At 71.2% G+C, this 12299-nt stretch carries 13 protein-coding genes; 4 read left to right on the forward strand and 9 right to left on the reverse strand.

Annotation, left to right across the window (positions count from 1 at the left end; translation table 11 throughout):
* Positions 1-76 precede the first annotated feature (76 nt).
* On the reverse strand, positions 77-520 hold the full coding sequence (locus DMB66_RS13685; RefSeq protein ID WP_125804450.1) for a group II truncated hemoglobin: 444 nt from the start codon (positions 518-520) through the stop codon (positions 77-79).
* A 260-nt stretch (positions 521-780) separates the two neighbouring features.
* Here DMB66_RS13685 and DMB66_RS13690 point away from each other — a divergent pair, with 260 nt between their 5' ends.
* Positions 781-1152, forward strand: a complete 372-nt coding sequence (locus tag DMB66_RS13690) for a hypothetical protein (protein ID WP_125804451.1) — start codon at positions 781-783, stop codon at positions 1150-1152.
* Positions 1153-1201: 49 nt separating this feature from the next.
* Positions 1202-1621 (forward strand): roadblock/LC7 domain-containing protein, encoded by a 420-nt coding sequence (locus DMB66_RS13695; protein WP_233624532.1) that lies wholly within the window; start codon positions 1202-1204, stop codon positions 1619-1621.
* 62 nt (positions 1622-1683) lie between these two features.
* Here the strand turns inward: DMB66_RS13695 and DMB66_RS13700 are convergent, their stop codons facing one another.
* The gene (locus DMB66_RS13700) at positions 1684-2907 is read right to left on the reverse strand and encodes a YncE family protein (RefSeq protein ID WP_125804452.1); all 1224 of its coding nucleotides are present in this window, start codon (positions 2905-2907) and stop codon (positions 1684-1686) included.
* Positions 2908-2957: 50 nt separating this feature from the next.
* Between DMB66_RS13700 and DMB66_RS13705 the strand changes: the two genes are divergently transcribed.
* Both DMB66_RS13705 and DMB66_RS13710 read left to right on the forward strand, forming a co-directional pair.
* A complete protein-coding gene (locus DMB66_RS13705) occupies positions 2958-3542 on the forward strand; it encodes an RNA polymerase sigma factor (protein ID WP_370318370.1) in 585 nt (194 codons plus the stop codon).
* Positions 3535-4362, forward strand: coding sequence for a hypothetical protein (locus DMB66_RS13710; protein WP_125804453.1), 828 nt, complete (start codon positions 3535-3537; stop codon positions 4360-4362). Before DMB66_RS13705 ends, DMB66_RS13710 begins: the two co-directional genes overlap by 8 nt.
* Positions 4363-4577: 215 nt before the next feature.
* Here DMB66_RS13710 and DMB66_RS13715 read toward each other — a convergent pair whose 3' ends face one another.
* The 7 genes from DMB66_RS13715 to DMB66_RS13740 are packed head-to-tail and all read right to left on the reverse strand — an operon-like array spanning position 4578 to position 12276.
* A complete protein-coding gene (locus DMB66_RS13715) occupies positions 4578-5822 on the reverse strand; it encodes a lactonase family protein (protein ID WP_125804454.1) in 1245 nt (414 codons plus the stop codon).
* Positions 5823-5849: 27 nt separating this feature from the next.
* Positions 5850-8453, reverse strand: a complete 2604-nt coding sequence (gene acnA, locus DMB66_RS13720) for an aconitate hydratase AcnA (RefSeq protein ID WP_199752306.1) — start codon at positions 8451-8453, stop codon at positions 5850-5852.
* Positions 8450-8629: a hypothetical protein gene (locus DMB66_RS62540; RefSeq protein ID WP_199752308.1), complete on the reverse strand. Its 180-nt coding sequence runs from the start codon at positions 8627-8629 to the stop codon at positions 8450-8452. The genes acnA and DMB66_RS62540 overlap by 4 nt, the downstream gene beginning before the upstream one ends.
* A complete protein-coding gene (locus tag DMB66_RS13725; protein WP_125804456.1) occupies positions 8629-9696 on the reverse strand; it encodes an Ldh family oxidoreductase in 1068 nt (355 codons plus the stop codon). Before DMB66_RS13725 ends, DMB66_RS62540 begins: the two co-directional genes overlap by 1 nt.
* A gap of 2 nt (positions 9697-9698) precedes the next feature.
* Entirely contained in the window at positions 9699-10331 is a 633-nt protein-coding gene (gene otnC / locus DMB66_RS13730) for a 3-oxo-tetronate 4-phosphate decarboxylase (protein WP_125804457.1), read from the reverse strand.
* The gene (otnK, locus tag DMB66_RS13735; protein WP_125804458.1) at positions 10328-11599 is read right to left on the reverse strand and encodes a 3-oxo-tetronate kinase; all 1272 of its coding nucleotides are present in this window, start codon (positions 11597-11599) and stop codon (positions 10328-10330) included. The genes otnC and otnK overlap by 4 nt, the downstream gene beginning before the upstream one ends.
* On the reverse strand, positions 11596-12276 hold the full coding sequence (locus tag DMB66_RS13740) for an aspartate/glutamate racemase family protein (protein WP_125804459.1): 681 nt from the start codon (positions 12274-12276) through the stop codon (positions 11596-11598). Before DMB66_RS13740 ends, otnK begins: the two co-directional genes overlap by 4 nt.
* Positions 12277-12299: the final 23 nt, after the last annotated feature.

The following is a 12299-nucleotide window of genomic DNA, read 5'->3' on the forward strand; positions in this document are numbered from 1 at the left end:
TCCTGAGCCTCGGTCGTGGTCCTGACCGGCGACGCCGATGGGGGCGTCGTCGGTCACGGCCCCCGCGATCACCTGCTCAGGCGCGAAGCCCGGCGAAGTCCCAGCGCGGAGTCGCCAGCCGTGCGGGGACCCGGGCATCGGCGGGGGAGTATGCCATGACCTCGTCGGTCGCCCACCGGATGTAGCCGGTCAGGGCGGCGCGCAGCCTCGGCTCGGCCGGGAGGCCCGCGCCGTCCAGGGCGGCCACGAAGCAGGCCACGAACCGGTCGCCCAGGTCGTCCTCGGCACCCATGTTGGCGTGCAGGCCGAGCATGGCCGAGTGCCCGCCGTGGGTGGCGGAGTAGACCGGCGGCCCGCCGAACACCTCACCCCAGTAGTCCGCGAGGCGCCGCACGTGCTCCGGGTTGCCGGTGTGCGAGAAGGGGTGCTCCAGCACCGGGTCGGCCAGGCACCGGGCGTGGAAGTCGGTCGCCAGCGCCAGCATCGCCGGGGCGCCCCCGGCGGCCTCGTAGACGGACATGCCCCTCACTCTGCCAGAGAAACGCCCCGTGGGCCGGGGCGGTCCGCGACCTCCGCGCGCAGTCGGCCGACCACGTCCCGCTATCGCTCGCGGCGGCGGGTTGTCTATCGGGTAGTTCGATGCATTCTGCGTGCGTTCGGGCGACCCCGAACGGAAGCCCATGTGCGAGTGTGCTCGGGCATGATCTGTAACGCTCCGACCCCGATCACCGTGCGTGACGGTCGGGCATGGCTGGAGCCTCGAGCATCCATGGAGGACAAATGGCCAATATCGACACGTCCCTGAAGGAAGCGATGGGGATCGAGGGCGCCATCGGCGTGGCGCTCGTCGACTACACCAGCGGGCTGACCCTCGGCGTGCTGGGCGGGGGCCCGAACCTGGACATGAACGTGGCCGCCGCCGGCAACACCGACGTGGTCCGCGCCAAGGTGCGCACGCTGGAGATGCTCGGCCTCGCGGACAGCATCGAGGACATCCTGATCACGCTGGACACCCAGTACCACCTGATCCGGCTGCTGCAGGCCCGCGGCAACGACTCGCTCTTCCTCTACCTGGCGCTGAGCAAGAGCCGCGCGAACCTCGGCCTGGCCCGGCACCAGCTCCGCCGGATCGAAGCGGATCTCGAGGTTTGACAGCCTCCGCGCGCCACCTCTGATCCACGCCGACCGACCGGAGTTCGAAGTGCAGAGCACCATTGACCCGTACATGGCCGTTCGCGCGGAGCTGGCCGCGCTCCGGCACCAGGTGCCCGGTGTCCAGGGGTGCGTCATCGCGGGCGTCGACGGGCTGTTGATCCTGCACGACACCTTGCCGGGCGCGGAGCCGCACGACATCGCCGCCCTGGCCGCCGGCGCGCACGGCATCAGCCGCACCTGCGGAGCGGCCCTGCGCCAGGGCGGCTTCCACGAGTGCACGATCCGCAACCAGCACGGCTACCTGGCCATCTACGCGGTCGGCGACCTGGCCCTGATGGCGGTCCTGGGCGACGAGGGCCTGAACATCGCCCGCCTGCACCTCGAGGCCCGCCAGGCCACCGCCCGGTTGGCCGAGCTGATGCAGATCCAGATCGCCCGGGAGGCACACCCCTTCGACCAGCGGTAGGGGGTCCGCCGGTGCCCGCCCGCCGCTTCTGGCCCCTCGGCGGCGGACGGACACCGGCGGCGTCACCTGACGTGGCGCACGGCCGTGAGGCCGGCGACCGGCGTACGCCCCCGTAGCGCCCCGGTCGCCGCGTCGAGCCAGATCACCTCCTCGGCGCCGCCCGCGTACACCCGGGACGCGTCGCCGCTCAGGCCGAGCCCGCGGACCGCCGCCGGCACCGCCCAGCGGGCCTCGACCGTCGCGTCCGGGCGCAGCACGGTGACCGTCCGCCCGGCGCCGAGCAGCAGCCGCGGTGCGCCGGGGGCGAAGGCCAGGCTCGCGACGCCCGGGCCCGCCGGCACGGTGACCACGCGGTCGATCGTCAGCGCGGCGGTGCCGGCGTAGGCCACCGCGCCCGAGGTCGCGTCGGCGATCGCGAGGGTCTGCCCGTCCGCGCTGACCGCGAGCGCGTGTCCCTCGCCGGGGCCCGCGCCGAACGGGTCCGGCAGGTCGAGGCAGTAGGCCCAGCCCTCCGCCAGGTGCAGCACGTGCACGAACGCGTGGGCACCGCTCGCGCGCCCGGCGAGCAGATCACGGGTGTGCCGGTGGCCGGGCTGGTGGGTGTACAGCGTGTAGAGCACCTGCCGGTCCGGGGAGAGCGCCGCCTGCCGCCCGTCGCCGCGCATCTCCTCCTCGGCGCCCGCCGGGACCGGCACCTTGGCCCGGGTCAGCAGCGGCTGCAGCCTCCCGGTCGAGAGCTCGAGCCGCCGGACCCGGTAGTGCTCCGGCGCCCCGGCCGGCAGCCACTCCAGCACGAACAGGCCGGTGGTGTCCCGGGAGAACGCGTCCGGTTCGATGACGCCGCTCAGCTCGTACTCCCGATGCCCCGAGCCGGAGACCACCAGCAGCCGCGTCCGGTCCCGGGCGGCCGGCCGGATCGCGGCCTCTTCCCGGGTCAGGGCGCAGCAGCCGCCGTCGGCGGCCAGCACGCGCGGAAGCCAGCCGGCAGCCAGCGGAAGCGGCTCGCCTAGCGCATCGGCCGCGGGGTCGAGCCGCAGCAGGGCCGGGCGGCCGGCGCCGTCCCGGGTCAGCACCCCGGCGAGCCGGCCGTCGGCGCTGGTCACGGCCTCCCGGCCGAGGCCGCGCGGGTGCGGCCCGCCGAGTACGACCAGCCCCTGCCGGGTCTCGGCCACCACCACATCCGGTACGGGCACAGCGCGGCCCTGGGCTCTGGGTGACTCGTCGCGGCAGCCGGCGAGCAGGGTGGCGCCGCCAGCGATGATGAGAAGGTCCCGCCGGGTTGTCATGTCCTGTCGACACCGCGAAACCGCGGCCGGTTCCCGGGAACCTTTCCGCGGTGCGCGGTGTCGAGGAGGTGATGGTGACCGAACTGGACGATGCGGCGGCCGTGGCGCGGGCCCGCACCGGCGACGTGGACGCGTACGAGATCCTCGTCGTCCGCTACACCACGCCCGCGCACCGCGCCGCCGTCCTGCTCGGTGCGGGCGCCGACGCCGACGACGTGGTGCAGGAGGCGTTCGTGAAGGCGTACCGGCAGCTGGCCCACTACCAGGGGCGGTCGGGGTTCCGGCCGTGGCTGCTGGCGATCGTCGCCAACGAGACCCGCAACCTGCACCGGTCCCGCCGCCGCCGCGACGGCCTGGTCCTGCGCGCCGCCGCCCGCGCCGAGCCCGAGGCGTCCGTCCCGGACCCGGCCGAGTCGGCCGTCGAGGTCGAGCGCCGGCGGTACCTGGTCGAGCAGATCCGGCTGCTCGACCCCCGGGACCGGGAGGTGCTGGTCTGCCGCTTCCTGCTGGACCTGTCGGAGTCGGAGACGGCGGAGACGCTGGGCCTGCCCAAGGGCACGGTGAAGTCGCGGACGTCGCGGGCGCTGACCAAACTGCGCGGCCGCCTGGCGGGACAGGAGGTGCCCGGTGCCTGACGACCTCGACGACCTCGCCGTGCGCCTCCGCGCGCTCGGCGCCCACCTCGACGTCGGGGCGCCGGCCGACCCGTGGCCCGCGGTCCGCGCCCGCCTCAACGTCAGCCTCACCGAGGCTGAGCCTGAGCCCGCGCCGCAGCGACCGCGGACCCGCTGGTGGAGCCCGCGTGGCGCCGGCACGCCGCCCGGCGCCACCCGCGCCGGCCGGCGGATGCCGGCCGGCCGGCGGTGGATCCTGGCCGGGATCGCCGCGCTGATCGCCGTGGTCGCCGGCGTCGCACCGGCCCGCGCCGCGGTGGTCGACGCGGTGGGCGGCCTGCTCCGGATCGCCGGGATCGAGGTACGGCGGGAGCCGCCCCCGGGCGGCCTGCCGTCGCGCCCGAGCCCGCTGCCCTCGCTGAGCTCCGTCGCCCTGGAGGACGCCCGGCGGGTGGCGCTGTTCCCGCTGCGGGTGCCGGCGACGCTCGGCGTGCCCGAGCAGGTGCAGCTCGGCGACCCCGATCCGGCGGGCGCGCCGCGGGTGGTCACCCTGGTCTACCGGGGCGGCACGGTCCGGCTCGACGAGTTCGACGGCGCGATCAGCCCGTACTTCTCCAAGACCGCCCCCGAGGCCGAGTGGACCCGGGTGGGCGCGGGGGAGGCGATCTGGTTGCCCCGGCCGCACCCGGTCAGCTACGTCGGCCGCGACGGGGTGGAGCGCAGCGAGACCGCCCGGCTGGCCGGTCCCACGCTGGTCTGGACCGACGGCGGGGTCACCTACCGCCTCGAAGGGCTGCCGGATCTCGACCAGGCGCGGACCATCGCCCTGTCGCTGCGGTGACACCGCGGCGCGGCGGGAGGTCTGACGCCTGCGGTGACGTGGTGACGGCCTGCGACACGCGAAGCGCGGGGCACCCAGACGGCCCCGCGCTGCACGCTTCTGGATCAGTTGCCGCGGGAGACGCATGGTGCACCAACTGGTGCCGTCCGAAGAGTTGCTGGAGCGGGCTGTCGCCATCGCCGAACACCTCAAGGGCCGCCCGGCGCAGTGGTGAGCTAGCGTCCTGCGGGCTGGAAGACGATGCAGACGGGTGATCCGGTGTGGGCGACGACGCCGTGTGGTTCGAGGCGGCCACCACGGTCGTGGAGTGAGAATCCGGCGATGGTGTCGGTGACCTCGTTGGCGGCGAAGAGCCGCTGTTTGGTGGCGTTGAGACCGATGAAGCGTGGCCGAATGCCCTCGGTGGGCACCCATCGAACCGGGGTGAGGGTTCCGGAGCGTGAATCGATGCGGAATACGCCGATGGTGTCGGGGCCGGGGCCGCCGGGGGTGCTGTCTCCGGCGCCACTGCGGTTGGAGACGTAGATGTACTGGCCGGATGGCGCGACGACGATCTCGGCGCCGCGGCTGTCACCGGTGGCCGACGGTGGGTTGCACGGCAGCACCTCAAGCGCCTGTAGCTCGCCGGCAGCGCGGTCCCATCGGTAGGTGGTCACCGTGGAGCGCAGTTCGTTGACGACGTAGGCGAACGGCCGCTCGGGGTGGAACGCGAGGTGGCGTGGGCCTTCGAGTTCTCGGGTCGGTGTCCATCCCGGGTCGTGGAGGGCGAGGGCGCCGCTGCCGGGGTCGAGCTTCGCGGTGAAGATGCGGTCCAGCCCGCGATCGGGGATGAGCAGCCAGTGCCCGGAGGGATCGAATACGACGTGGTGCGGGTTGGGCCCGAGTTGCTGAGTCTTGTGTGGTCCGGGGCTTCCGGGTAGTTCGAGGGCGGAGGTGGTCTGGCCGAGGGCTCCGGTGGCGGTGATGGGCAGGGTGGTCACCGATCCTGGTGGTGCGAGGTGGGCGACGGCGAGCCATCGGCCGGTCGGATCGATGGCGAGGTGAACGGGGTTGCGCCGGCCCGTGTCGACTGTGTTCAGCACGGTGAGTAGGCCGGTGCGGGTGTTGCGGGCGAACGAGCTGACCTGGGTGGCGTCGCCGTGGACGGCGTACAGGAATCGGCCGTCCGCGCTGAGCGTGAGGAACGACGGATTGATCGGCAGCTCGCCGGGCATTCCCGGGGTGCCGGGATCGCCGTCGTCGGCGGGAAGCGTTTGGATCTGTTCCCAGGGGCGTGGGCCGTTGACTCGCCAGACAGTGATGCCGGTGCCGCGGGCGTTGCGGGCTTTGGTGGTACGCGAGCCGACGTAGGCGAATTCGGATCGGGCACCGGCTTGTGCTGAGGTGGCGTGCAGTGCCGTCGCGGCTGCGCCGGCGACGGAGGCGAGTAGCAGTGAGCGGCGGTTGACGATCGGGAGCATGTGGTGCCTCGCAATCGGATGCGTTGGTCAGGCTCGGATGGCGAGGCTGCGCAGCACGTACGGCATGATGCCGCCGTGACGGTGGTATTCGGCCTCGCGGGCGGTGTCGAGTCGTGCGGTCGCGGTGAAGACGATGGAGTCGGCGGTGATGGTGACGTTCGCCGGGACGGGTCCGTCGCCGGCGAGTCCGGTGATGGTGTAGGCCTCCTCGCCGGTGAGGCCCAGGGACGCGGCGGTGTCGCCGGGGAGGAACTGCAGCGGCAGGACGCCCATGCCGATGAGGTTTGAGCGGTGGATGCGTTCGAACGACTCGGCGATGACAGCTCGCACGCCGAGCAGGGCGGGGCCTTTCGCGGCCCAGTCCCGGGAGGATCCGCTGCCATAGTCCTTGCCGGCGAGGACGATGAGCGGGGTGCTGCTGTGCCGGTAGGCGATAGCGGCGTCGTAGACCGACACGACGGTCTCGTCACCCGCGACGCGGGTGTAGCCGCCCTCCATCTTCGGAGTGAGCTGGTTGCGCAGGCGCACGTTGGCGAATGTGCCGCGCATCATGACCTCGTGGTTGCCGCGGCGCGAGGCGTAGGTATTGATCTCGAATCGGGTGACTCCGAGATCCTCGAGGTAGCGGCCTGCCGGTGTGTGCGCGGGGATGGCTCCGGCGGGTGAGATGTGGTCGGTGGTGACGGAGTCGCCGAGTTTGACCAGGATCCGGGCACCCACGATGTCGGTCATGGCGGGTGGATCGGCCGCCATGCCGTCGAAGTACGGCGGTCGTCGAAGGTAGCTGGACGTGTCGTCCCAGGCGAACGTCGGCCCGGTGGGAGTGTCGAGCCCGCGCCAGCGTTCGTCGCCGGTGAAGACGTCGGCGTAGGCGTTGCTGAACATCCCGGGTTCGATGGTGGCGTCGATGACCCTCTGCACTTCGTGGGGTGCCGGCCAGATGTCGCGCAGATACACCGGCTGGCCTGCGAGGTCCTCGCCGAGTGGCTCGGTGGTGAGGTCGATGTTCATCGTGCCGGCGATGGCGTAGGCGACGACGAGCGGTGGGGACGCGAGATAGTTCATCCGGACGTCGGGGTTGATCCGGCCGTCGAAGTTGCGGTTGCCGGAGAGCACCGATACGACGCTGAGGTCGTGGTCCTTGACGGCGGCGGTGACCTCGTCGATGAGCGGGCCGGAGGCGCCGATGCAGGTCATGCAGCCGTAGCCGGCGAGTTGGAAGCCCAGTTCGTCGAGGTAGGGCGTGATCCCGGCCTTGTCGTAGTAGTCGGTCACCACGCGCGATCCGGGCGAGAGACTCGTCTTGACCCAGGGCTTGCGGCGAAGTCCGCGCTGAACGGCGTTGCGGGCCAGCAGGCCCGCGGCGACCATGACGGCCGGGTTCGAGGTGTTGGTGCAGGATGTGATGGCGGCGATGGCGACGTGTCCGTGCTCCAGCAGGACCGCCTGTCCGTCGAGGTCGACGGGCACCGAGGTCGGGCGTGTGCGTGCGATGGCGTCGCTGAACGCTTGCTTGGCGTCAGCGAGAGCGACCCTGTCCTGGGGTCGTCGCGGGCCGGCCAGAGAAGGCACAACGGTCGTCAGATCCAGTTCGACCAGTTCGGAGTAGCGGATGTGGCGTTGCGGGTCGTGCCAGAGGCCTTGTTCCTTGGCATAGGCCTCGACCAGGGCGTTATGTGAGCCTGAACGTCCGGTCAAGCGCAGGTAGCGCAGCGTTTCGTCGTCGATGGGGAAGTAGGCGCAGGTCGAGCCGAATTCCGGGCTCATGTTGGCGATCGTGGCACGGTCGGGGAGGGTGATCTGGGCGATGCCGGGGCCGGAGAACTCGACGAACTTGCCGACCACCCCGTGGCGACGCATGAGTTCGGTGATGGTGAGGACGAGATCCGTGGCGGTCGTGCCTTCGGGCAGTCGTCCGTGCAGGCGTACCCCGACGATGCGTGGCAGCAGCATGGACAGCGACTGGCCGAGCATGACGGCTTCGGCTTCGATGCCGCCGATGCCCCAGCCGAGGACGCCGAGTCCGTTGACCATCGTGGTGTGCGAATCGGTGCCGAGGCAGACGTCGGGATATGCCTGGCCGTTGTCGGCCGTGACGACCCGGGCCAGGTATTCCACGTTGACCTGGTGCATAATACCGGCACCCGGGGGGACAACCGCGAAGTTGCGCAGACTCCGCTGGCCCCAGCGCAGGAAGCGGTACCGCTCGGCATTGCGTCCGTACTCGATCTCGACGTTGCGTTCGCGGGCGTCCGCGCGGCCGAACACGTCGGCGATAACGGAGTGGTCGACGACGAGTTCGGCGGGGATCAGCGGGTTCACCCGAGCCGGGTCGCCGCCCATGGCGACGATCGCGTCGCGCATCGCCGCGAGGTCGACCAGCGTCGGCACGCCGTTGGTGTCGTGCAGGAACGCCCTTGACGGATGGAGGTCCACGGCGGTGCCGAACGAGGCGTTGTTCCCCCAGTCGAGCAGTGCCGGCACCTGGTCGTCGTGGCCGTGCCGCAGCAGGTTCTCCAGGACGACTCGCAGGCTGTAGGGCAGATCCGCGGGGGCGAGGTCGGCGATACCGTGGATGGCGTAGGACGTGTCGCCGACCGGTAGGGCCGCGGCTGTGTCGTAGGAGTTCATGGCTGCTCCACGATGTCCTGGGGAAAGGCCGGCGTCGCGTAGGTGTTCGTCTTGCTCCGCACGCACCGCTCGGCGACCTTGAGCCATTCGGCATAGTGCGGGGCTACGGCGATCGCGGCCGTGAACTCGTGCACCCGTTCGGGTACGACGTCGAGGGCGACGACGACGGTGAACATCAGCGGTCCCTGACAGGTTCGGCGATGCTGAACGGCACGCCGCAGGAGGCAGCGAGACCCCGCAGGTCGCCCATGGTCTTCCGGGGCAGGAACGCGCCGTCGCGCCGGCCGCGTTCCTCGGCGCGGTTCTCGATCTCGCCGGGGTAGTAGATCTCGGTGGCGTCGCGGGCGAGCGGCACCTGTTTGGTGACGTCGATGAGGTCTTCGATGCGCCGATCGAAGTGGGCCCGGTCCGCGAAGGCGTCGATGCGCATCGCCAGGACCAGGTGGCCGCAGCCGCTGCGTCGGTCCGCTACGTACGGTCCGACGACGCCGGTGGCGTAGGAGCTGCCGGTCAGGACGCCGGACAGTACGTCCATCATGAACGCGATGGCGTAGCCCTTGTGGCCGGCCATCGGGGCGAGGATGCCGTCGATGGCGATCCTGGGATCGGTGGTGGGCAGCCCGTTGGCGTCGATGGCCCAGCCCGCGGGGATCGGCTCGTCGCGCTGCAGAGCCGCGTAGATCTTGCCGCGGGCGACGCCGGTGTTAGCGATGTCGAGAACAACGGGTCCCCGGCTGCCGCCGGGTGCGGCGATGGACCACGGGTTGGCGCCGACGGCCTTCTCGCGGCCGCCGGTGGGCGCCATCGCCGGGCTGCCGTTGGTGGTCAGAATGCCGATGCAGCCGGCCGCCGCCATGATGCGTGTCCAGTACGCGGCGGTGCCGAAGTGGTTGCTGTTGCGTACGGCCACCGCGCCGATGCCGTGCCGTCCGGCGCGGGCCACGGCGTCGCGGCAGGCGTGGTTCGTGATCACCTGGCCGACGCCGTCGTGCCCGTCGATGACCGCTACCGCACCGCCGTCGATGACAGTCTCCAGCCCGGTGACAGGTTTCATGACGCCGGATCGGATCCGGTTGACGTACCAGGGCAGGCGGAGCATGCCGTGCGAGGCGTGCCCCCAGAGGTCCGCCGTGACCAGGCTGTCGCTGACCAGACGCGCGTCGGTGCCGGGCACCCCGACGGACTGAAGGACGCGGGTTCCGAAGATGCCGAGCCGGTCCGCGTCGACTCGTGTTCCGGCCATGGTCAGACACCTCGACGATCGGGGGAGAGGTCGTTCACCTGGCGTGGGGTCAGGGGCCGGGTCTTGTGGCCATCGAGGAGCAGGAAGAGCCGTGCGGTCTCTTCGAGTTCCTCGACGGCGTCGGCAGCCGCCGCCAGGTCGGTGCCGGCGACGACCGGGCCGTGGTTGGCCAGCAGGAAGGCATGATGGTCGCGGGCGGTCTCCTCGGCGACGGCTCTCAGGCTCGGATCGCCCGGCGCATGATAGGGCAGCAGCGGTAGCCGGCCCACCCGCATGACGTAGTAGGCGGTCAGCGGCGGCAGGGCGTCGGCTGGGTCCAGGTCAGCCAGGCAGGATACTGCCACGGAGTAGGTGCTGTGCAGGTGGACGACGGCGCCGGCTGAGGGGCGTGACCGGTAGACGGCCGCATGCAGGAAGCCCTCCTTCGACGGCTTCGGTCCGCCGAGGTGGTCGCCCGCGACGTTGATGATCGACAGCCCGTCCGGATCCAGCGCACCCAGGCTCGCGCCGGTGGGGGTGAGCAGAATCTGTTCGCCGTCGCGGACGCTGATGTTTCCGGTGCGTCCGAACGTGAGCCGGCGAGCGAACATCGAGGCGCCGAGCATGACGATCTGGTGCCGAGGATCGTGGGTCATACGGCCGCCTTCATCGCGCGCACGAGCAGGTCAGGTTCTCCGAAGTTGCCGGACTTCAACAGCAGGCCGAGAGCCGGCAGTCCGGTCGTGACACACCACGGCACTCCGCGGTCCTCCTCCGCGGCGATCACCACCGCGTTGACGCCCAGGGCCGAGACGACGGCGCCGGAGGTTTCCCCACCGGCCACGACGAGGCGGCGGAAGCCGAGATCGACTGCCGAACGGGCCAGCGAGCCGAGGGTCCGTTCCAGGATGTCGGCCGTGTCCGGTCCCATCGCGGCGAGTGCTTCTCGGCGCTGTTCGACTGTCGCTGATGAGTAGATCAGGACCGGTGCGGCATCGGCGTGATCGTGCAGCCAGGCGGTGGCCTGGCGCAGCATGGTCGCCGGATCCGGTGTCGCCGCCGGGTCGAGGCGATAGTGAGGGAAAGCAGATCTCGCCTGTTCCACCTGGGCGAGGGTCGCCGCGGAGCAGCTGCCCGCCAGCACGATGCCGGGGCCGGCCGCCGACACCTGCCGGGCGAACTCCCGGTTGCCTGACCGGGTCTTCGCCATGATGGTCCCGGCGGCCCTGGCCAGCCCGGCGCCGCCGGTCAGCACGCTGAGCGAGTCTGCGGCTGCTGCGACGGTGTCGAGGTCGCTGTCCTGCGTCGCGTCGACCACCACATGGCGCACCTGTGCGGCGCGCAGCCCGGCAAGGTGCGCCGCGACGGCGTCACGGCCGGCCCGCACGACCGCCAGCGGCAGCAGCCCTACCCGATGGGGAGTCTGGCGAGTCAGCACGCGGACCAGGTTCGCATCGGTCATCGGCGTGAGTGGATGGTGACGCATCGAGGATTCGGACAGCAGCGTGTCACCGACGAAAAGATGACCCCGATACACCGTACGGCCGTGCTCCGGCGACGCCGGGCAGATCAATGTCATCGGAGTCTTGGTGACGTCCAGTAGTGCGTCGGTGACCGGACCGATGTTCCCGGCGTCAGTCGAGTCGAACGTGGAGCAGTATTTGAGGTACAGCCGTGGGACTGCTCGCTCGCTGAGCCAATGCCGCACGCGCAGGGTCTGGGCGACGGCGGCCGCTGCCGCTGTCGTCCGGGTCTTGAGCGCGACCACTACCGCGTCGCAGGGTGGTAGCGCGAGGGACGGCTCGGGCGGACCGAAGAGCAGGACCGTGCTGAGTCCGGCTCTGCGAAGCGCGGCGGCGACGTCAGTGCCGCCGGTGTAGTCGTCGGCGATGCAGCCGAGCGCGGGGCTTGTCGCGCTGCTCATCGCGGTTCCAGCGCGAAGTGGCGGCGCAGTGTCTGCGCGGCCAGCTGCGGTGCGCTCAGCACAGGAACGTTCACCGCCGCTTGGGCGGCGGGTTGTGCCGGCGATATCGAGAACTGCCCGAGCACGATGAGTTCCGCCTCTTCCGGAACCGAACGGGCGGCGTCGCGTACAGCCTGGTCGAGTGCTCGCGGGTCGCCCGAGGTGGTGGCTTCTCGTGCTCCGTCGATGACCGAACCGGCGACCAACGTGTCGGAATGACCGTCGGCCAGGTGTTCGCGGAGGCGTTCGACGGTGTCGTCGACGCCTGTCCGGACTGGCCCCAGGACCGTCACCCGGCGTGGGCTCAGCCGGCCGACCTCGTCGAACAGGGCCTGATCGGAGGCGAGGACCGGCACGGGCATGGCCGAGGACAGCTCCCGGGCCACCGGTCCGTACATAGAGCACGTGAGCAGGACCGCGTCGGCTCCGCCGTCGACGGCGTGCTGGATGAGAGTCCGCATGCGCCGGTGTAGCGCCGACGTGACGCCGCCGGCTTGCTCGGCCTGGCTGATCAGAAGGTCGTCCAGCAGATTCCACAACCGGGCCTGCGGGAAGGCCACCGCGAACGCGGCATGTGCCGGTGACATGGAGGCAGGAGTGGCGTGGATGAGAGCGACGGTGGGATGGCTGCTGCTCACGGTGGTCCTTTCGCGCGGCGCCG

The organism is Actinoplanes sp. ATCC 53533 (assembly GCF_003947245.1).